At 53.6% G+C, this 21,169-nt stretch carries 18 protein-coding genes; 9 read left to right on the top strand and 9 right to left on the bottom strand.

Annotation, left to right across the window (positions count from 1 at the left end; all coding sequences use genetic code 11):
- Positions 1 to 50: 50 nt before the first annotated feature.
- On the bottom strand, positions 51 to 743 hold the full coding sequence (locus R0137_RS00735) for a nitroreductase (protein ID WP_407327800.1): 693 nt from the start codon (positions 741 to 743) through the stop codon (positions 51 to 53).
- Positions 744 to 906: 163 nt separating this feature from the next.
- On the opposite strand from R0137_RS00735, the gene R0137_RS00730 reads away from it, so the two are divergent.
- The 4 genes from R0137_RS00730 to R0137_RS00715 all read left to right on the top strand — a co-directional run bounded on the left by R0137_RS00730 (position 907) and on the right by R0137_RS00715 (position 6,312).
- A complete protein-coding gene (locus R0137_RS00730; RefSeq protein WP_407327799.1) occupies positions 907 to 2,664 on the top strand; it encodes a hypothetical protein in 1,758 nt (585 codons plus the stop codon).
- A gap of 42 nt (positions 2,665 to 2,706) precedes the next feature.
- Positions 2,707 to 4,776, top strand: coding sequence for a TonB-dependent receptor plug domain-containing protein (locus tag R0137_RS00725; protein WP_407327798.1), 2,070 nt, complete (start codon positions 2,707 to 2,709; stop codon positions 4,774 to 4,776).
- Between the two features lie 89 nt (positions 4,777 to 4,865).
- The gene (locus tag R0137_RS00720) at positions 4,866 to 5,390 is read left to right on the top strand and encodes a DsrE family protein (protein WP_407327797.1); all 525 of its coding nucleotides are present in this window, start codon (positions 4,866 to 4,868) and stop codon (positions 5,388 to 5,390) included.
- A 46-nt stretch (positions 5,391 to 5,436) separates the two neighbouring features.
- The gene (locus R0137_RS00715) at positions 5,437 to 6,312 is read left to right on the top strand and encodes an alpha/beta fold hydrolase (RefSeq protein ID WP_407327796.1); all 876 of its coding nucleotides are present in this window, start codon (positions 5,437 to 5,439) and stop codon (positions 6,310 to 6,312) included.
- Here the strand turns inward: R0137_RS00715 and R0137_RS00710 are convergent.
- Positions 6,309 to 7,790: a GumC family protein gene (locus tag R0137_RS00710; protein ID WP_407327795.1), complete on the bottom strand. Its 1,482-nt coding sequence runs from the start codon at positions 7,788 to 7,790 to the stop codon at positions 6,309 to 6,311. The genes R0137_RS00715 and R0137_RS00710 overlap by 4 nt on opposite strands.
- Before the next feature lie 152 nt (positions 7,791 to 7,942).
- Here R0137_RS00710 and R0137_RS00705 point away from each other — a divergent pair, with 152 nt between their 5' ends.
- The gene (locus tag R0137_RS00705) at positions 7,943 to 10,246 is read left to right on the top strand and encodes a fatty acid cis/trans isomerase (RefSeq protein ID WP_407327794.1); all 2,304 of its coding nucleotides are present in this window, start codon (positions 7,943 to 7,945) and stop codon (positions 10,244 to 10,246) included.
- Between the two features lie 24 nt (positions 10,247 to 10,270).
- Here the strand turns inward: R0137_RS00705 and R0137_RS00700 are convergent, their stop codons facing one another.
- The gene (locus R0137_RS00700) at positions 10,271 to 11,143 is read right to left on the bottom strand and encodes a LysR family transcriptional regulator (protein ID WP_407327793.1); all 873 of its coding nucleotides are present in this window, start codon (positions 11,141 to 11,143) and stop codon (positions 10,271 to 10,273) included.
- Positions 11,144 to 11,284: 141 nt separating this feature from the next.
- Here R0137_RS00700 and R0137_RS00695 point away from each other — a divergent pair, with 141 nt between their 5' ends.
- Entirely contained in the window at positions 11,285 to 11,800 is a 516-nt protein-coding gene (locus tag R0137_RS00695) for a GFA family protein (RefSeq protein WP_407327792.1), read from the top strand.
- The gene (locus R0137_RS00690) at positions 11,797 to 12,549 is read left to right on the top strand and encodes a methyltransferase family protein (protein WP_407327791.1); all 753 of its coding nucleotides are present in this window, start codon (positions 11,797 to 11,799) and stop codon (positions 12,547 to 12,549) included. The genes R0137_RS00695 and R0137_RS00690 overlap by 4 nt, the downstream gene beginning before the upstream one ends.
- 3 nt (positions 12,550 to 12,552) lie before the next feature.
- On the opposite strand, the gene R0137_RS00685 is transcribed toward R0137_RS00690, so the two are convergent.
- The 5 genes from R0137_RS00685 to R0137_RS00665 form a co-directional block, all read right to left on the bottom strand.
- Positions 12,553 to 12,879, bottom strand: a complete 327-nt coding sequence (locus R0137_RS00685) for a hypothetical protein (protein WP_407327790.1) — start codon at positions 12,877 to 12,879, stop codon at positions 12,553 to 12,555.
- Between the two features lie 20 nt (positions 12,880 to 12,899).
- Positions 12,900 to 13,400: a cupin domain-containing protein gene (locus R0137_RS00680; RefSeq protein WP_407327789.1), complete on the bottom strand. Its 501-nt coding sequence runs from the start codon at positions 13,398 to 13,400 to the stop codon at positions 12,900 to 12,902.
- A 200-nt stretch (positions 13,401 to 13,600) separates the two neighbouring features.
- Positions 13,601 to 15,820 (bottom strand): catalase/peroxidase HPI, encoded by a 2,220-nt coding sequence (gene katG, locus R0137_RS00675; RefSeq protein WP_407330044.1) that lies wholly within the window; start codon positions 15,818 to 15,820, stop codon positions 13,601 to 13,603.
- A gap of 178 nt (positions 15,821 to 15,998) precedes the next feature.
- Complete coding sequence (locus tag R0137_RS00670; protein WP_407327788.1) at positions 15,999 to 16,625, bottom strand: hypothetical protein; 627 nt, start codon at positions 16,623 to 16,625, stop codon at positions 15,999 to 16,001.
- Positions 16,626 to 16,667: 42 nt separating this feature from the next.
- Entirely contained in the window at positions 16,668 to 18,296 is a 1,629-nt protein-coding gene (locus tag R0137_RS00665; RefSeq protein WP_407327787.1) for a serine hydrolase, read from the bottom strand.
- Between the two features lie 101 nt (positions 18,297 to 18,397).
- Here R0137_RS00665 and R0137_RS00660 point away from each other — a divergent pair, with 101 nt between their 5' ends.
- Both R0137_RS00660 and R0137_RS00655 read left to right on the top strand, forming a co-directional pair.
- Entirely contained in the window at positions 18,398 to 19,576 is a 1,179-nt protein-coding gene (locus tag R0137_RS00660; protein ID WP_407327786.1) for a phosphoglycerate dehydrogenase, read from the top strand.
- Positions 19,577 to 19,591: 15 nt separating this feature from the next.
- Positions 19,592 to 20,878, top strand: coding sequence for a cytosine permease (locus R0137_RS00655; RefSeq protein ID WP_407327785.1), 1,287 nt, complete (start codon positions 19,592 to 19,594; stop codon positions 20,876 to 20,878).
- Between the two features lie 7 nt (positions 20,879 to 20,885).
- Here R0137_RS00655 and R0137_RS00650 read toward each other — a convergent pair whose 3' ends face one another.
- Complete coding sequence (locus R0137_RS00650; RefSeq protein WP_407327784.1) at positions 20,886 to 21,095, bottom strand: penicillin-binding protein; 210 nt, start codon at positions 21,093 to 21,095, stop codon at positions 20,886 to 20,888.
- Between the last annotated feature and the right edge of the window lie 74 nt (positions 21,096 to 21,169).

Raw genomic sequence — 21,169 nt, 5'->3', positions numbered from 1 at the left:
CAAAAGCCAATAATCAAAGAGCCATGACCGGAGCTTTCCGCTCTGCGTACTTAGTCAAAACCGATAAAACGCGCAACATCGCTTACCGAACGCCGCTTGGAGACCACGGCATTCGCTGGAAAATCCTCATCGGGATAACCCATCGCAATACTGATCAAGATGACCTGATCCTCAGGGACGTCTAAGTGCTCACGGATGACCGGTGAGTGCATCACCCCCTGGCTATTGATGACCGATCCAATGCCTCGCGACCATGCGGCATTCACCAGCATGTTGCTGAGGGCTCCGCAATCGAAGGGCGCGATATCGCCTCCCTGTAAGCGTTTGTCGTAAGTCACGACCATGAGCAGTGGCGCATCGAAGATTCGAAATCCGCGCATAGTCCATCCGTCGCGCCCGGCTTTATCATCACGAACGATACCCATCGCTTCGAACAGCTGTACTGCGACTTCAATCTGGCGCTTTCGGTGATCACCTTCGTAAACGCCGGACTCCATGCGTTCGAAGGAGGGTGGTGTGCCGGATGCGGTGCGCTCGGTACTGTCACGACGAATTGCGTCCAGTGTGTCGCCGGTAGCGATGTGAATGTGCCACGGTTGAGAGTTATAGGACGACGGCGCACGTATCGCTAGCGACACGATATCTTCTACTACCGACTTCGGAACAGGGTCGGGTTTAAAGCCGCGAATACTACGCCTGCCCAAAATGACTTCATCAAAATTCGCGCTACTTTCTGTACTCAATGGCTCAGCTCCCAAACTAGTTGTCTCGTATTTCTATTGTATGTGCGAGTTCAGCATCGATGTTGATGCTCCGCAGATGCACACGCCACCCTTCATCACCCCAAGAGTTCCGAAAGCACTGTGGTATTGTCGTGAGCATCTTAAAGTTTCGGGATGAAGATACATGAAACTAACGTTCAAAGCCCTAGCGTCTACCGCGCTGGTGGCCGCTCTAGCAGGCTGCAATGAAGCGCCCGCGCCGACAGCTACGCTGGCAGCAGATGCCGCGACCGGTCCGGCTTTTACCATTCGTTTTGACGAGTCTTTAGGTACAGCGCCACAGGATGGCCGCTTACTGCTTTTGTTATCCAATACGGACCGCGACGAACCACGCTTTTTGGTGGATAACTCTCTGGATACCCAGCTGATCTACGGCCGCAATGTTGCCGACTGGTCTGCGGGAGCCGAGATGCTCATAGACGCGGCGCATATTGGATTCCCCATAAACACGCTTGCCGATCTACCTCCCGGTCGTTACTTCGTACAGGCGCTGCTCAACCGCTACAAAGACTTCACTTTGAGCAATGGTAAAACGGTAACCCTGCCCCCGGATCAAGGCGAGGGGCAGCAATGGAACCGCAAGCCTGGCAATTACTACTCCGAGCCTGCGGCCATGGATATCACAGCGGATGGTCAGTACGAGATTCTGCTTGACCGGCAGATTGCGGAGATTGAACCTGCCCCGGACACCGAGTTCATTAAGCATGTGCGTATGAAGAGTGAGTTGTTGTCGGAGTTCTGGGGCGAGGATGTCTACCTGGGTGCGCACGTGCTGCTCCCAAAAGGCTTCGACGCGCACCCCGAAGCTCGCTACCCGCTAATGGTTTTTCACGGACATTTTCCCAGTGACTTTGGAGCTTTTCGCCCGGAGCCCCCGGAGGCTGACCTGGAGCCGGTTTACAGCGAGCGGTTTTCTATGGATGGCTATAACATCATCCAGCAGCAGGAAGCACACAATAATTATTTGCGCTGGATTGCTGATGACTTTCCGCGCTTTCTGGCCATCGAGATTCAGCACCCCACGCCCTATTACGACGACTCTTACGCGGTGAACTCCGAAAGTCAGGGCCCTTATGGTGATGCGATTAACTATGAACTCATCCCCTTCATCGAGGAGCAGTTCCGAGGCCTTGGTGAGGGCTGGGCGCGCTTTACCTACGGTGGCTCCACCGGCGGTTGGGAGGCGATGGCGACGCAAATGTTTTATCCCGATGAGTTTAATGGTGCTTTTGTTGCTTGCCCCGACCCTATCGATTTTCGCGCTTATCTCACCATGAACATTTATGAAGATGAGAATGCCTACTTCTATCCCAGTGATTTTCAGAGCATCACCCGTCCTGGTAGACGAGACTATCTCGGTAATGTGTCGTCCAGTATTAAGGATCAGAACGATCTGGAGCGCGTGCTAGGTGATCGCAATCGCTCAGGGCAACAGTTCGATATCTGGGAAGCGACTTTCTCGCCCATGGCTGATGATGGCTACCCTGCTGATCTGTGGGATCCCGAGACCGGTGAGATTGATCCCGAGATCGCCGCCTACTGGAAAGAGAATTTTGACTTGAGCTACATTCTGCAACGAGATTGGGCGACCCTCGGCCCCAAGCTTGAAGGCAAGCTACATATCTACACGGGTGACATGGATAACTACTACCTCAATAACGCCGTGTACTTAGTCGAAGAGTTTCTGGAGAACACCACTGACCCCTACTACGCCGGTGAGGTCGATTATGGCGACCGCGCAGAGCACTGCTGGAACGGAGATCAGGAAAACGGCAACCATCTCTCCCGCTTACGCTACAACTGGATGTATGTGCCGAAAATACTGAAGCGGATAGAAGAAAGTGCCCCCTCAGGGGCTGATGTCAGCAGCTGGAGGTATTAAACTACCCGCTGACAACATTAACCAGGTCTTAAGACCCTTCGCATGGAACTTTCTTCTCGCGCGGTGCTAATGGGCGCCGCGCTGTCTTTGTATTTAGGCTTCTCATTTCCTGTTAGCGCCCAGCCCGAGCAAAGCTGCGAGGAGGGTGCGTGTACCCTTAGCTATCCCGCTGAATTTTTCACTCGCTATGCCCCCGTAACCGCGCTGGACATGGTGAACAACTTACCCGGATTTGCGCTTGATGATGGCGATAACGACACCCGAGGTTTTGGTGGGGCCGCGGGCAATATCGTCATTAACGGCGCACGAGTATCTGCCAAAAGCGAAACTCCCTCCGATATTCTAGGGCGAATTCCCGCCACAGACATTGAAAGAATCGACGTGATTCGCGGTCAGGTTGCCGGCTTCGATCTCCGCGGACAGAACGTGATTGCCAACATCATCCGTAGCGGAGATTCCGCATCTGGCGCGTGGAGCGCTGGAGCGCGAACCTATCAGCCTGACGATAACGTCTATCCCTTTGGTGAGTTGAGTTACAGCACAGGTCTTGGAGAGAGTCAGGTAACTGTGGGACTCAAGGGGCGCGAATTTCAGAGTCTGGTCGCTCGCAGGGAGCGAGTCTTGGGGCCAGATACGCTACCGATTGAGCAACGCTTTGAACTCTCGGATGAGGACGGCAAAGACTACAGTGCTACGGTCAATGCCAGCACGCGTCGGGGCGAGACCCAGTTTTCGGTAAATCTTGCAAAGAGCTACTTCATCTCTGAGGGCGGTGAGAGCTCCCGTCGTTATCCCACAGACGCGAGCGCGCCCTTTTTGTTGTTTCAGGGTGATAGCGATCGTTTTATCCGAGATGAGTTTGGCTTTGACATAGAACGCGCCCTCGCTGCCGACTGGCGCGGTAAGGTCATCGCTCTGTTCCGAGACGAAGACATTACCCGTTCCGGCTCTCTAGTTCGCGGGCCTCTCGACCAACCGGGGACTACTGAAGTGACTACCCGGGCCAAGAGCCTTGGAGAGGAGCTCATCGGGCGTGTGGAGCTCGATTATGTTGGCTTCGAAGGGCATGCCATCGAGATCAACTTCGAAGCCTCGAACAACAGCCTGGAGAGCGACTTCGGTTTTAGTGCTTTAGAGGACGGGCAGCTGACGCCCCAACCGGTGCCCGGCGCTAAAACGACCGTCGAGGAAGAGCGTTTTGATCTTCTGGTATCGGATTCTTTTCAGTGGGGCGCTCTTTCTATCGACGCCAGTTTGAGCGCAGAAACGTCAACAATCACGCAGGTCGGTGGCTTCACTGAGGATCGCTCGTTTTTCTTCTGGAAACCTAGCCTAAATTTAAGCTACTCCCCCGATGACAACTCTCAGTGGCGGGTAAGAGCCCTGCGCGAGGTCGGCCAGCTGGACTTTGAGGACTTCGTTAGCGGAGCTGATCTTGGGGACGCAGAGCTTGCATTGGGTAATCCTAATCTGTCTCCTGAGACCACCATGACTATGGATCTGACCTACGAGATACGCGGTGATGATTTTGGTATTGGCACGGTTACGCTCTTTCATGACTGGATCGATGATGTAAACGACCTATTGCCATTGTCGGGGCGCTTGGAAGTGCCGGGCAATATTGGCTCGGCTACCCGAGCTGGAATCTCGGGAGAGTTAACGCTGCCTCTGGATGCCATAGGCCTCAAGAATGGGCGAATAGACGCGGCAGCCGAATGGCAGACTTCTCGAGTCGACGATCCCCTCACCGGTGCGATACGCGCGCTTTCCGATGAGCGCCAGTGGACGGGGAGAATCTCTATCCGTCAGGATCTGGTGGCCCAACGCTTAGCTTGGGGCGTGTTGATGTTCTCTCGGGACAGCTTTCCGTTGTACGGGCTCGACGAGATTGATATTCAGGGACAGCGGGCTGATATGGACGTGTTTGTAGAAACCCGCGCCATTGCCGGGCTGCGCATACGGCTGTCGGTCGAGGACGTGTTTCGTGATGGAGAGGATCGAGATCGTCGAGTCTTCGCCGGGGATCGTAGTACCTCTCCCCTGGCATTTCGCGAGGTTCGTGAGCAGAGCCAGGCGCGCATTATTTCGTTACAAGTGAGCGGCGATTTTTAGACTCCGATCAGGATGCTCTCCACAACGGTAGCCGTGACCTGTTCTCAAGCGCGCAAAGACTCAGTCATAAAATGAAGAAGGTGATTGCAATGAAAAGATGGTTGGCAGTGATTTCTACGGCGTTGGTTTTTTCTCAGGGTGCTGTCGCGGGTCCTGAAGATTTCCATAGCGGCGGTTTGATTAAGGACTACGGCCGGTTCGCGGATGTACCCGCAGCAAAACCTTTGCCGGCGGATACGCGATTCAAGGTGGCGATGGACGTTGTGGATGGGGGTGTTACGGGCGAGGTAAACAGCATTTTCCAAATTGCTGCCGGCTTTTTGAATCTGCAGCACGCGAACGGTATTTCACCAGAGAACGTTGAAATCGCGCTAGTGGTTCACGGGGATGCGCATCGCGACCTGTTAAACGACGCTGCGTACGGTGGTGTTAACCCGAATAGGGAACTCTTAGGTATTTTGCAGGAGTACAACGTGCAGGTTCTTTACTGCGGGCAGAATGCGGTGATGCGCGATGTCGCTGCCGAGGATTTGTTGCCCGGTGTTGAGATGACGCATTCGGCAACTACAACCCATGTTCTACTGCAGCAGCAGGGGTACTCTTTACGGCCCTAGATCGTCACGCAATGTTGCCTAATGATCGATATGAGGAGAGTAGTCAATGATCTCGGCGGATGAATGGTTAGCGCGCGGACAGCAGCTCGAGCTGTTGGGGCACAAGATCTTTTATGTCGATGAGGCGGCCAGGTCAGAACCCCGAGGCACAATTCTACTGATCCACGGTTTTCCTACATCCAGTTGGGACTGGTGGAAGGTCTGGCAACAACTGAATCGACACTATCGTCTGATAGCGATGGATTTGCTTGGCTTTGGGTTCAGCGCCAAGCCATCGCCTCACGATTATCGGATCATGGAGCAGGCTGATCTTTGCGAAGCACTCGCCGACAGCCTGGGCTTGGAGCAGTTTCATGTACTAGCCCACGACTACGGCGATACCGTTGCGCAGGAGATGCTGGCGCGACAGAACGAAGAGCTTGGTGTGGGAAAGTGGCAGTCCTGTATGTTTTTAAACGGTGGTTTGTTTCCCGAAACCCATCGCGCGGTACTCGCACAAAAGCTTCTTAAAAGCCCTGTAGGTTTTATCTTCCGCCACGCGTTGACGGCAAAGAGTTTGAACAAGTCTTTTGACCACATTTTTGGCGAAACCAAGGCGAGTCAGGAAGAGCTGGATACTTTTTTTGAGCTTTTTGATCGAGACGGTGGGCGGCGTAATGTGCATCGACTAATACATTACATGAGTGATCGCCTTGAACATCGAGAGCGTTGGGTCCGAGCGCTGTCGCAGGCTAGCTGCCCCATCGGCCTAATTAACGGCAATCTGGACCCAGTTTCAGGCAGCCATATGGTCGAGCGATTTCAAGAGCTTGTGGAAGGTGAGCACTTTATTCACCATCTTCCTACCGTTGGGCACTACCCTCAGGTAGAGGCACCGGACGATGTGGCCTCAGCGTACGAGTTGTTCCTGGCGGGGCTTTAGGCTTTGTCCATTGAGCTCTCATCAGGATGGTCTTCCTGATCGTCTCTATGGGGCTCTTCATCATCTGTGTGTGCCAGACGCGCCGTTGCAGCTTCGCCTAAGCGCGCTGTTTCACCGGGTATCTGTTCTAGTGCCTGTGCGCCATCCTGGGGATACATATGCACTCCGGACAAAGTGACGTAGGCAGGGCTTGCGCTTCGGGGGTGAAGATAGCTGTACAGCCAGGCGCCAAAGATACCAACGCCGAGTGCCGCCAGGATTGTTCCTCCAAGCAGCATCAGATAGGGCGGGCCGATACGTACAGCATCCGGGGACGGCCAATCAATCACTGATACCTGCGGGTACTTTTCAACCTGGCGTACCTCAATCTGTACTTGTCTGGCTTGAGTCTCCCGATTGAGTTCCTCCAAGCGCGCTAAATCCTCCACCAGAGCCTGATGCTTTGCATATATGGTATTGAAATCCGCTACGGCTTGTCGGTGATCCTGAAGCCGGTTCTTGAGGTTTGCTACCGACTCTCGCGCGGCTGCGTAGTCCCGCTCCGCATTGTTGAGCTCTGCCTTGGTGCCAAGCGCATACGCTTCAGCAAGCTCACGTTCGAGTTGCTCGACTTGTTCCGGAATTTCGCGAAGGCGAGGATCTTTACGAATGTAGTCATCGGTGTAGCGGGCGCGAAGCTCTCCGAGGCGAGAGCGAAGTTCAGCCAGCTGCTGGGCCTTGGCGGCCACATCGCTGCGGTCGCTTTGGGGAACGACCTGTTCTCCCGCTGCGAGAGACGTCTGCAGGGTGTCCAGATAGGACTTAGTGCGGACTTCTTCTTCCACTGCATTATTTAGCGCCGTGTTCAAGCCATCCAGCTGAGCCAGGACCGCGTTCTCTTGACGCTCCATAGAGATGATATCGTTGCTTGCTCGATACTCTTCCAAGGCCTCGCGCGCCGACGTCAGCTTGAGTGCCAGACCATCAAGCTCTGTCTGTACCTCGGTGAGCGTCTGCGACTTGCGGCTTTCTATGTCTCTGGCACGGACGCTCGTGTAAACCTCGATCCATGTCTCCACAAGCGGCGGCAGCAGCTCAGGGTCTGAGCTTCGAGCTCTTAGCTCTAAAAGGTTCGTTTCGGGTACCGCGATAACATCCAGAATACGGCGCAGCTCTAGCGGGTTTACCCTTGCAGAAAAATCTTCCTCGAGACGTACAGATAAATCACGAGTGATCTCGCTGCCGGTAAGCGTACGGCGTTGTATGGCGACCCCTTGAATGTCCGCGTCCAGCATTTGTTGATCAATGGCAGTAGGCGCACTCATAAGCACTGTCGCGCTGCTTTGGTAAACAGCAGGCTGCACAACGGTGTATAGCACGCCAATGATCAGAACCGTTGCCGCACAGAGTATGAATACACGTCGGCGACTACGACCGTAAGCACTGTCCTCGTCTTGCAGGTCCAAGCTGGGTTTTGCAGTGTTAGCGCTAAAAGCCATAGTAGGTTTCACAAGAGTTCACGAATTTTCACGAGGGGTAGTGTAGGCCAAGCCACCCCTGTGCGAATAGCGCGATAGCCTTATACTTGTATTATTCGAACTTTTTCTTCACTGACTCAGTTCCCTTTCCTGTTTGAATAGCGATGATTCCCATGCAATTACAGCCCTTCAAATCCCTCAACCTTTTTGCGAAAAATGGCTTTTTGGCCTGTCTTGTATTGGCGGCGTTTTCGCTAACTACAGTGCAAGTGAACGCTGAAGCGTTGGAATCCAAAGACTATCCCGCAGCGGTGAAAGAGGTTGTCGAACAGCGATGCATGGTGTGTCACGGCTGTTACGACGCGCCCTGCCAGTTGAAAATGGACGCCTGGATGGGTCTTGAGCGTGGTGCCAACAAAGACAAGGTTTACAACGGTAGCCGGCTGCTCCCCGCAAAGCTAACGCGCCTATACGAAGACGCTCATAGCATCGAGGAGTGGCGAGACAAAGGGTTTTTCCCCGTGCTTAACGAGTCAGATCCGAAAAAAGGGCTGATGTATCAGATGTTGAATCTGAAGGAAGAGTACCCCTTACAGACTTCGGGAAAACTCCCCGACACTTTTGATTTCAATCTGGATCGCAATCAGAGTTGCCCCAAGCCCGACGAGTTTGCCAGCTATCGAGAGGATCGACCCTACCAAGGTATGCCCTACGGCTTTCCCGGTTTGGATACGGATCGATTAGCGGTGCTGACGAATTGGATTGAGGATGGTGCTCGAGGAGTAGAGCCGCCACCTAGACCTGATGCCGAGCTTCGATCCGTCGATGACTGGGAGACGTTTTTTAACGCATCGGACAATAAGTCGCGACTAATGAGCCGGTACATCTATGAGCACCTGTTTATCGGTGACTTGTACTTCGATGACCTCGACTCGGAATCTGCCTGGTACAAGCTCGTGCGATCACGCACAGCACCGGGGCAGCCAATTGATCTAATTGCGACGCGCCGACCCTACGGGAATCCGGGAAGCGAACCGTTTTTCTATCGTTTACAACCTCGCCAGACAAGCCGGCTCGCCAAGCGACACATGCCTTATGCATTGAGCGCAAAGCGTATGGCGCGTTGGAAGACTCTGTTTCTGGAGCCGGAGTACGAAGTCGCTGAGCTGCCGGGCTATAAAGGAGATAAAGCTGCCAATCCATTTATTACTTTTCAGCAGCTCCCGGTAGAGGCGCGCTACCGCTTTATGTTGGAGGAGGCACACTTCACGATCATGGCGTACATCAAAGGCCCGGTCTGCCGGGGACAGGTCGCTTTGAACGTCATAGACGACCACTTTTGGGTTGCCTTTGTTCGGCCGAACGGCGTCGATCCTGAGCAGAAAGCAGACTTTTTGGCAGCCGAAGCAAAAGAAATGCGCCTGCCGCAGGCAAAGGGCAGTTTGGTGGTGACAGCTTTGCAATGGCGTGGCTATGCAAAGAGTCAACAGAGCTTCCTAAAGTCACAGGCTAAGGCCATCGCTAATGTCGTCGATCAGAATAGCCTGAAGCTTGATATGAATCTGATTTGGGACGGTGGTCCTGAACGCAACGACAACGCATCGCTGACCGTATTCAGACACTTTGATAGTGCGACGGTCGTCAAGGGACTCGTCGGTCAACAGCCCCAGACCATGTGGGTGATTGATTATTCACTACTCGAGAGAATCCACTATCTGTTGGTTGCGGGCTTTGATGTTTACGGAGCGGTAGGTCACCAACTAGAAAGTCGGCTTTACATGGATTTTCTTCGCATGGAAGGCGAGCAGGCGTTTCTGCTGTTCTTGCCGGAGGATCAGCGCGAGGCGGTAAGGAACCAGTGGTATCGCGGTGCGAAGGAGGATGTTAAGAAGTACATCGTTTCTCCGAAACTTCAAAAATTTGAGCGACCCAGCGCAATCGAGTTTGAAACCGATGACCCCAAGTCCGAGCTCATGGCCATGTTCAAGGCTCGAATTCCCACGGCCGACAACACTCGCTATGCCGTGACGCAGGAGAGCCTCGCTTCGCTTATGCAGGTGCAAAGCAAGGCGTTTAGTTACATGCCGGAGGTGGCGTTTTTGCGAGTGCTTAGCCCGAACGGTTCGGCGAGCGTATACAGCCTGATTCACAACCGGGCGCACAGCAATAACGCGCAGTTGTTTGCAGAGGAAGACCGACGTCTACCAGAGGAAGACACTCTGACGGTAGCTCAGGGCTTTGCCGGCGCTTATCCGAATATGTTCTTCCAGATAACAGAGGGGCAGCTCCCCAAGTTTACTAAGGCAATCTTAGCCCTCGAGAGCACTGAGGGTTACACCGCACTTGTGGATCAGTTTGGTGTACGACGCACGGCACCCTGGTTCTGGAAGCTCAGCGATGACTTTACGGCGGAATATCGGCGTAGCCAACCTATTGAGGCGGGCTTGTTTGATCTAAACCGATATCAAAATCGCTAGCGGGCGTCTGCTGCTGGAAAGCTCCTAATTGAGCTTTCCTTCAAAGCGGTGAGACACGTCCGTTATCGCACGTTGCATGTGCTCGCGGAAGACTTTTACTCGCTTGGTATCACGAAGGTCACGGTGGTATAGCAGCCACAGGCCAAGATTGTGTTGAATTTCCGGTTCTCTGAAACGTATCAGATCTGGATCGCTATCACCGATAAAACAGGGCAGGAAACCCAGACCGAGCCCTTCTCTAATGGCCGCAATTGTGAGGGACGTTTCGTCTACACAGAGGGAGTGTTGTAGATCCGGACAGGCCTGACGAGTCCAGGTGCGATGATAGTCACAACAATCGACACCGATCCAGTTCTCTGAAGACTCCCCAGTGTGTACCGCGGCACAGTAGCTTTTGGAGCCGTAGACAGCAGAGGCTACCGTGGTTAGTCGAGTACCGATGAGAGTTTCGCCAGGACTATTGGTTTGACGGAGCGCAACATCGGCATCGCGCTCAGCCAGCCTCACCGAGTCGTTGGTAACTTCAATACGAAGATCAACACTGGGATTCTCCCTGCAGAAACTCGCGAACAGCGGCATGAGGATGGAAGACGCCATGTTAGCGACGGCAGTGACTTTGAGCTCACCGCTGGGATCTTCGTTCTGACCCGAGTTATCGGCCTCAAACGCGAGCATTTCTTTTTCTATTCGAAGCGCGGTAGCGCGAAGCTCCACCCCGGATGCCGTCAGTTGAAACCCGTTTGCGCTGCGTTCTATCAATGGCGTCGCAAGCTGAGTCTCCAAGGCGTGTATCCGACGAGAAATCGTGGAGTGCTGAACACCGAGACGTTTTGCCGCAGCGCTGAAGGAGCCTTCCCGCGCAAAGCTCAGAAAAATTCTTGCATCATCCCAATTCATGGTTCGACAGGCGTCTCACAAGGATAATTTCGCTTCTGTGCATTCTCGCACACCCAGTTTTCAGATTTTGGGAATTCTCAAAATGTTATCTGTATTCATACTGACGCCTCAAATCGCAATGACAGAACGAGACGAGACATAATGAGCGACACTTTCGAATCCCTTGCCGGCGGCTGCACATGCGGTGAAGTTCGCTACGAGGTGACGGCCGCGCCACTCATCGTCCATGCCTGCCACTGTCGCTGGTGTCAACGGCAAACGGGCGGACCACACGTCATTAATGCACTCTATGAGGCGGAGCTGATTAAGCTCACTGCCGGTGAAGTGGAAGAAATCATGACTCCATCTCCCAGTGGTGAAGGCCAGCTCATAGTGCGGTGCCCACGATGCAGAGTCGCGATCTGGAGCAACTATCACTTTGGCGGGCTCAAGAAGCACATCAGCTTTCTTAGAGTGGGCACTCTCGACAACCCCGACACTATGCCACCTGACGTGCACATACACGTGTCTACCAAGATGCCCTGGTATGTCATACCACCCGGCGACTATGCGGTAACGAACTATTACGACAGGCGCGCAACCTGGTCCGAAGCCAGTCAAGCGCGTTATCAAAAACTAGTGTCCAAAGTGGACGCTGCAGGAGGAAAGAAGAGATGAAAGCAATAATACTAATCTATGGCCTTTGTGGTTATGTCGTTGGCGTAATCGGGCTTACATGCTTGATAGGCGCCATAGCAGGGTTTTTACCCTTCGGATTCTTTGAATCGACTTATGGTTCAAGCGTAAATCCGTGGCTATGGAATCTTGGTCTTGTCAGCGTCTGGGGTTTTATCCACTCAATGACTGCGCGACCCAGGTACAAGAAAGTTCTGTGTAGTTTCATACCTGAGCCCGCTGAGCGCGCTACTTACATTCTCATCTCGGGAGTTACGAGCGCCGCGCTGGTAGGTTTTTGGCAGGTAATACCCGGGTATGTATGGGAACTGGAACAGACATCGCTGATTTATGCGCTTTGGGCATTGTTTGTTTTCGGTTGGTGCTTTCTGCTGGCTTCTACTTTTGCGATCAATCACTTTGACCTTTTTGGACTGCGTCAGGTTTATCTAAATTTCCGCGACATGGATAGACCACCGCTTCCGTTCACCGAAAAGCTTATGTACAAGTACATTCGTCACCCCATTCAGACCGGCGTTCTGATTGGTGTATGGGCGACACCGTCGATGAGCCTCACGCAGGTGGGATTGAGCCTTGGGTTCACCGCCTACATAGTGGTAGGACTATGGTTTGAGGAGCGCGATCTGGTTTCTGAGCATGGTGATGATTATCGCAACTACCGGCAGAGAACCGGCGCGGTCTTGCCAAGACTGGGTGGCAGGGCGGAAGAGTACTCGGAAGCGAGCTCCTAAGCTCTATCGTTTAAAAGCGATGAGTCGATTGGTAATCACAAGCACGGTGGGCCAAAACACCGTGTTCACAAAGTCATGTGCGCTGGCTCCCCAGCGCAGGTAACCAAAAGATCGCGAGTCATCGTGCAAATCGAGGGCCTCCATAATGATTGCTATCGCAACAACAGGTAAAAGACTTAGCCATGAAATACGGCCTCTCTGCCAAACAACGATCGCAACCAAAAAAACTGCCAGCCCAACGTAAATGTGGATGGCGTCCTTCGATAGATCCACAGCGTTCAAAATATGGATCTTCATTAACTGGTAGGAGCTTGTTTCTACCCTAGGCATTGCCAATCTTCGCTGCGTGTTTACTCATCTGCAGGTAGTGGCGGTCCCACAAACCGAATTTTGAACTCTTTAGCCACTTCGTTTATGCGTTCCATATCTTGAGGAATTTTTAGGCCTTCCGCAGCCATGCGTGCAAAGAAGTGCTCGAAGCCGGCGGGCGCAAGAATAGTGAGTTGCTGGCCGCCCTTGGGGTCAAGTACACGATAGGTATGGGCTGCGCCCTTTGGGACAAAAGCTACTCCGCCTTCTTCTACGATGACATCTTTTCCTTCGACAACGAACTTCGTTTTACCCTTGAGCACATAAAATGTTTCCGTGGCGTCATCGTGTACATGCAGAGGTGGGCCTGACGGTTTTTCAGTCTCAGAATAAAAGATACTGATTTGCCCGCTAGTCGTTTCTCCATCGAGGAGGACTTCGTACACGGTCTCGTTCCAAGTCACGGGGTCGTGAGCTGCGGCGGTTCCGCTTGCTATCGCGGCTGAAACAAAAATACCTGTGATGAACATTGCTCGTAGCATGGTTTTCCCCAGAAATTGTTGAGTGTGAGTGTTAGATAGTAGACCGCACCGCCCCTGATCGCCCACTTTTTCTATAAGCCGTAGCTCTAACCGAATCCGCGCTTTTTGGATACGGGCGGAGCAAAAAAAAGCGCCCTCACCAAGTGAGGACGCTTTCGAGTTGTGGCCTGCTAGCTACAAGCCTTGTGCCATGGTACTGCTTAGTTAGCCGCGACCATGCTGTCGCCACCTTTCAGATCGAAGCGGTCCAGCTTCATGACTTTGCTCCATGCCTCTACGAAGTCATGCACGAAGACTTCTTCGGCACCATCATAGGCATAGACTTCAGCGATGGCGCGGAGCTCTGAGTTGGAGCCGAACACCAGGTCTACCTCGGTTGCTGACCAGCGCATTTCACCTGTCACACGATCCCGGCCTTCATAGACGTAAGGATTGTCTTTGGTTGGACGCCAGACGTTGCGCATATCCAACAGGTTGGTGAAGAAGTCGTTGTCCAGCGCTTCGGTCTCGTCCGTGAGTACTCCATGCTCTGATCCGCCGGCATTAGCATTCAGTGTGCGCATACCGCCTACTAGCACTGTCATCTCAGCTACCGACAGATCAAGAAGATCCGCCTTGTCGAGAAGTGCTTCCGCCGGCTTACGGTAGGCCGCATCGCTGTAGTAATTACGGAAGCCATCGGCCTTGGGCTCCAAAACAGCAAAGCTGTTGACGTCGGTCTGCTTCTGGCTCGCATCGGTGCGTCCCGGTGTAAAGGGAACCTCCACATCGTAGCCTGCAGATTCGGCAGCTCGCTCTACCGCCGCGGCGCCCGCCAGTACGATTACGTCAGCGAGGGAGACTTGCTTGTCGCCACGCTGGGACTTGTTGAAGTCCTTCTGGATACGCTCAAGGCGCTTGAGTACTCGTGCCAACTCTTTGGGATCGTTCGCAGCCCAATCCTTCTGGGGGGCCAGACGGATTCGGGCACCGTTTGCACCACCGCGCATGTCGCTGTCGCGATACGTCGATGCCGAGGCCCATGCTGTTCGTACCAGCTCTGCTGTGGTGAATTCCGAAGATAGGATTGTCGCCTTGAGTTCAGTAATATCACCAGAATCGATGAGATCGTGATCCACTGCGGGCACTGGATCCATCCACATCAACACCTCGTCTGGAACGTCCGATCCCACGTAACGAGCGCGTGGCCCCATGTCACGGTGCGTTAGCTTGAACCAGGCTTTCGCAAACGCCATCTCAAATTCCTCGGGGTTCTTGAGGAAACGCTGGGTGATTTCGCGATAGGCTGGATCTTCTTTCAATGCCAGATCCGTGGTGAACATGATCGGCTGATGACGTTTGCCGTCGATATGTGCGTCAGGGACCGTGTTAGCGCCACCGCCATCTTTGGGTACCCATTGGGTAGCTCCGGCAGGGCTCTCGGTCATCTCCCAATCGTAGGAGTACAGGTTAGACAGGTACATCATTGACCATTGTGTTGGAGCGGCAGTCCATGCGCCCTCCAGCCCGCTGGTGATCGTGTCTTCGGCATTACCCTTGCCACAGCTGTTGTTCCAGCCCATGCCCTGAGTATCAACACCTTCACCGGCAGGTTCGGGTGCGAGGCAGCCGTCGGGCTTTTTCGCGCCATGGGCCTTACCAAAGGTATGTCCGCCCGCAATGAGGGCGACGGTTTCTTCGTCGTTCATCGCCATTCGTCCAAAGGTCTCGCGGATGTCATGGGCAGCAAGCTTTGGATCTGGCTTGCCATTAGGGCCTTCCGGGTTCACGTAGATGAGGCCCATTTGTACCGCTGCCAGAGGCTTTTGCAGATTGCGCTCTCCGGTGTAACGCTCGTCCGCGAGCATTACGGACTCCGGGCCCCAGTAAACTAGATCGGGTTCCCAATCGTCTTCGCGGCCGCCGGCAAAGCCGAAGGTCTTAAAGCCCATGGTTTCCAGAGCTACGTTGCCTGTCAGGACCATGAGGTCCGCCCAGGAAAGCGCGTGGCCGTACTTTTGCTTCACAGGCCACAAGAGGCGACGAGCCTTGTCGAGGTTGGTGTTGTCCGGCCAGCTGTTAAGCGGCTCAAAGCGTTGTTGACCGCCGCCAGCGCCGCCACGACCGTCCATGGTGCGGTAGGTGCCTGCGCTGTGCCAGGCCATACGGATAAAGAACGGGCCGTAGTTACCGTAATCGGCCGGCCACCAGTCCTGCGAATTAGTCATGATGGCTTCGATGTCTGCTTTAACCTCTGCGAGGTCAAGTTTCGCAAACGCTGCTGCGTAATCGAAGTTAGCGCCCATGGGGTTAGCGGTATTTTCGTTCTGGTGCAGCGGGCGCAGGTTTAGCGCCTGGGGCCACCAGTCTTGAACTGACTTGGGTTCGCCGTGCAGGTCTCCAGCGCTTGCGGGCGCTGTAGCGGATAGCGTTGCCGCCATTGCCACACAAAGAGACAGTTTTTTCTTGAGCATATTCATAAGATCCTCGTCGTCTGTCTTGATTGTCAAAATCAGGCCGTGCGCCCGACAGACCCTCAGCGTAGAAGATCACTTATAAACAGTAAAATGAATTAAAAATTAAAATACGATCTAAAAATACGATCAATAGCGCGATGTGTTAATCGCTTTTGTCGGACTCGCGCGCGCTTGGATGGAGAACGTTCGCGGCCGACACCAGAAGAATCTCGCAAGCGCCTGGCCCGGTGTCAGTTCGTGTGAGGCTTGTAGGAATGACCCTTTGATCCGGAAACTGCACATCGACGAGTTCTCCTTTGAGCTGTATCACTGCGCCAAGTGGGATTTCCGAAATTTGCCGCAAAATAGCGTCGTTAGCGGGAATTAAGTGCACATTTGACGATGATTGGTTCACGACATTGATATCTAAAGGTGAATCGTAAAGGTGCCAGAACATAAATCTATCGCCTTGGGCCACCTTTATGGGTCGTAGTGTGGCCTCATCAGAGAGCGCTCCCCATCCAAGAGCAAAGTCCCACTGAGCAACTTCCGCCAGATCATCCCAACGATACTTGCGCTTGCTAAGAAGTTTTGCAGTGATGTTATAGCTCGCTCGGGGAAATAGGCGAAAGTCTCCTACTGTTGTTGCGGGCGATCCGGTGTCCCACTGTTTGGGTGCGGCGGGCGCCAGCACGCCGTCGCCAAGAATCAAGCGCTCGCCGCACGCGGTCATGATTGTGCTGATCGCGACGGTAAGAAGGACTCGCACTGTCCCGCCCCCAAACGTCATGATTGTTCCGCTGTCCCCACGTCTTTAGCTGCCGGTATCAGTTCAAGGTAAGGGTTGTGTGCTCGAAGTAATGTCGCGGTAGATGCGCCACAGGCCCTCAGCGTTTTGCCGCCATAGGACTAGATAGTCTCCGGCGTCGCTTATGGGCTCCTCTGAATCAGCACCCAAACTCAGCTCATAGCGACCAACCTCTAGGGCAAACTCGCCTGAATGCGTGACTTCCTCGGTTGTGAGGCGAATGCTGCTCTCTCCCAGAGATAGCTCTTCTTCCAGAGATGCCTCCAGTTTGGCAATTCCGACAACACGCTCGCGGTGAGAGCTCATGAAAACAACGTCGTCGGTATGTAGGGCGAGTAAAGCGGGGATATCCTGCGCCTTAAAGGCTGCCTCATATTCGTTGTTTCTGCTTTGAATGATCGCTTTCAAAGACTTGGGTTCTGAGCTTATATCAAAAAAGCCGGAGACGGCGAGTTGACGGGCGACAGACAGCATATCGGTTTGCTTGGCGCTGAAGTCCAGTCCGGTGCCATACCATGCGACGACGAGATCACGGGCAGGATCGACATAGAGCCCCTGGCCCAAGTATCCACCCTTAAAGGCCCCACCGTCGTCCCATACCTGATCCCATTGCCAGCCCGCCCTAAGAGGGAGGTCATCGCCATGATCCCTGGCCAGCCACTTCAATTCTTCTTTGCTACGGCTGATCCCTACGCCGGACCTTAAGTCAGCCATCATGGTATTTGCGATACCCGGAAAGCGTTCGCTGTCGGTGAACACCAAGCCAAATCGCGCGAGGTCTCGAAGCCTTGCCATCAAGCCTCCCGACGCATAGGCGTGCCCCTCTTTACTCACTGCCATGAGCGCGTCTGACTCTGCGCCCATACGCTGCCAGATTCTCTCTTCTACTGCGTCGGCGTAGCTCTGCCCCGTGACCCTTTCGATAACTAACATCAGAACGTTAGTGTTGGCAGAGACGTACTCGTTGCGTTCGCCGGCGGGGCGAAGGCGCTTCATATCGTGGATCAACGAGAGGAAAGACTCATCGCGACCGGTGGATGCCACGATTCCCAGAGACTCTTCCATGCGGTACACGCAGGTGGTGTTGTCCTGATAACCGTCACTGTCGCGGCAATCGATGCCCGACGCCATATTCGCGATATTGTAAACAGTGGTGCCATCCCAGGCCGTGCCACTCAGTTCAGGGAGGTAGTCCTCTATCGTTGCATCCATTCTCACTTTGCCTTCTGCGACGAGTGTCGCCAAAGTCGCGGAAGTGAGTACTTTGGTGACCGACCAGCCAAAGTGCCGGTCCTCTGGGGTCATGCGGGGGTAGGCCTCAAATACTATCTGGCCACCCTGTAAGACGAGAACGCTATCAAGCAGAGGGTCATTGGCAACATACGCTGCAAAGGAGCTTGGTTGACCGGCAACAACAATGCTTTGTTCGTTCAGCCCAGGTAGGGTTACGGTATTGAGTAGGTACTGTTTATCGCCACGGGCAATGGTGGTGCTACGAAGATAAGACTCTGCGTTGAGGTGAAACTGCAGGCTTTCGTCTCCGCCAGCGTCGAAGTTTTTGGGCGTAACTTGCGTAAATGCTTGAAGAGGGTCCTCTGCAGCAGAAGCGAGTAGTGGCAGGCTGGCCAAAATTATCCCCAAGGGTTTCAGCATTGTGAATCTCCGAAGTGCAAACTTCTATCTTATGCTGTCTAGCCGTGCATAGGCTATTAGACCTACAATCCCGCGCTCTCTAAGTCAGCATTTATTTTCTTATGTACAAAATCCGCACTTACAACACGATCTCAGTGAAGGGTCTGAACCGTTTTAGCCGTGAAGACTACGAAGTAGCCGGCGAGCTACCCCATCCAGACGCCTTTTTGATTCGCAGTCAGAAGCTCCACGATATGGAGTTTCCCGAGTCGCTCAAGGCCATTGGCCGGGCCGGTGCGGGAGTCAACAACGTTCCCCTGGAACGTTGTAGCGAAGAGGGAGTCGTTGTTTTTAATGCCCCGGGCGCTAATGCCAACGCAGTAAAAGAGCTCGTGCTTGCGGGCATGTTGCTGGGCTCCAGAGATATTTATGAGGGTATAAAGTTTGTAGAGTCCCTCGAGAAGCAGGATGGCTTGGACCCTCTGCTGGAAAAAGAGAAGAAACGTTTTGCGGGCACAGAGCTCATTGGTAAGACACTGGGAGTGGTGGGCTTGGGCAACATTGGTTCATTGGTAGCCAATATGGGCCTCGCTCTGGGGATGAAGGTTATCGGCTACGACCCGGCGATCAGCGTAGAAGCCGCCTGGCGTCTCTCCAGTGACGTAGAGAAAATGGATAATCTGAACAGTCTCTTTGGGCGGGCCGATTACATCAGCCTGCATCTACCGGTATTGGAATCCACCCGAGGACTGGTGAGCGATAACTTGCTCGCTAACGTGAATCCTTCTTTAGTGCTGCTAAATTTCGCTCGGGGTGAGATTGTCGACAATGAAGCGGTAATGCGTGCCTTGAATGAGCAGCGTATGCATCGTTATGTGTCTGATTTCCCCGCGAACGAGACGCTCCGACATCCGGGAATGCTGCAAATGCCCCACATCGGCGCGAGCACCGGTGAAGCAGAAGAAAACTGCGCGATCATGGTGGCAGATCAGCTCATGGATTTTTTGGAGAACGGCAACATCAGTAACTCTGTGAACTTCCCAAATATTTCTCTGCCGCGAACTACTCCGGTGCGGGTCACCGTCAGCAACCGGAACGTGCCAAAGGTCCTGAATCAAATTACCGCGATTATCGCCGACCACGACATCAACATTGTAGATATGCTCAACAAGAGTCGCGCGGATATTGCGTACAACATCATCGACTTGGAGGCCTGTCCGAGTGACAGCTCTCTGGAGGCTCTGCGATCCATTGAGGAAGTGGTCAATGTCCGTGTGTTAGGGTCGTGCAATTACTCCTGATACAGGTTCCTCCGCTTGGCTGACGCTCTAGCTTACGACGCTGACTCTCGAACGCCTGTGGATCCTGCGCAGGCGGTGAGCGGAATGCAGATTGGTATCGTGCTGATAGGTATATCCATTACCTTGCCGCTGATGTACAGCGCCGGCGAGCTTGCCCAGGGCATGGGTCTTCGATCTGCTTTGACCGCCACGCTTCTCGGAGCGCTAGCGTTGAGCCTGATGTCTATTCCTGCCGCCGTCGTGGGTGCTAGAACACGGCTCTCCAGCTACATGATCATCGAGCACACTTTTGGTTACGCGGGCGCCAAGTTCGTCAATTTTGGTTTTGGTGTTTTTCTCCTTGGTTGGTACGCGGTTACCGCAGAGCTGTTTGGGCGCACCTTGTTTTTGGCAGCCGCGGAGCTCTCTACCCTGGCTTTGCCTGAGTGGTCCTACACTGTGCTGTCTAGCCTTATCGTAACAGTCACCACTATCTATGGTTTTAAAGCGATTGACAGACTGGCACTCATTGCCGTGCCCTTTTTGCTCCTGTCTCTGGCGGGTGTTGTGGTCCTTTCTTTACGGCAGGTCGCTTTTGCTGAGCTTTTGAATATGCCCGGCACAGGCGATATCGATATGCCCACAGGAGTCTCAGCGGTGATCGGCGCCGCCATCGTCGGCGTGGTACTCACGCCGGATCTGACCCGCTATGCGCGAACGACTCGCGACTGCGTGGTAGCTTCTTTCGTGGGGCAAGGCGGGGGGATGTGCATCGCCTATATCGTGGGAATGATCCCTGTGCTGGTTTGGGGAGAGCTAGAACCCATGACCTACATGATTCTCATGGGCTTCGGTGGTATCGCGCTTGCGGTGCTCGTGTTTGCTACCTGGACGACCAACGTAATCAATCTTTACTCCACAGCATTGGCATCCCGTGCTTCCGTTCCTCTAGGTGATTATCGATCGGTAGTTATTGTTATGGGGGTCGTGGGTACTGTGGCCGCCATCGTGGGCATTTCGGACCAGCTCATCGATTTTTTGATTCTCATGGGCTTGCTGGTTCCTCCCATCGCCGGCATTTACTTTGCGGACTTCTACATTTTTGGTAGACGGGACTTTTCCGAAGAGCACCTCGCTGACCGTCCCGCGATTAAAGTGAGCGCGGTGTTGATCGCTCTGGGTTCGGGTCTTGTTTCGGCTTGGCTATATTATGCGGGAGCGTCGATTACGACCATTGGCGCCCTTGATGCGCTGATCTTATCGATGTTGGCTTACAGTTCTTTAGAATTCGTACTGGGCAAAAGAGCGAAGCAGCGGAGCTAGTTTTTGATCAGTAGTATGAGTTTGGCGACGTATCCGGATTGATCTCGCCGGCGACCTCATCGGGATCTATGCCCTGTTCTAAAAGGCATGCGCGCACTAGCTCCACTTGCTCCAGTACCCGCTCATAGCGATCTCCATATTCGTACTTTGTGACTTCTATAGCTTGGGGCATAAAGGTAAATGCAGTTTTCAGTGCCATGATTTCGCTGTCGGTCATGATTTTTTTCCAGTCGAGTTCAGTCTGTGCGTTCAGGGTGTAAGCTTCGCACAGAATCGAAGTCCTGCAAGCTT

It is taken from the genome of Congregibacter brevis (assembly GCF_045689245.1).
Classification (GTDB): Bacteria; Pseudomonadota; Gammaproteobacteria; order Pseudomonadales; family Halieaceae; genus Congregibacter; species Congregibacter brevis.
This window is presented reverse-complemented; position numbering and strand designations above follow the sequence as displayed.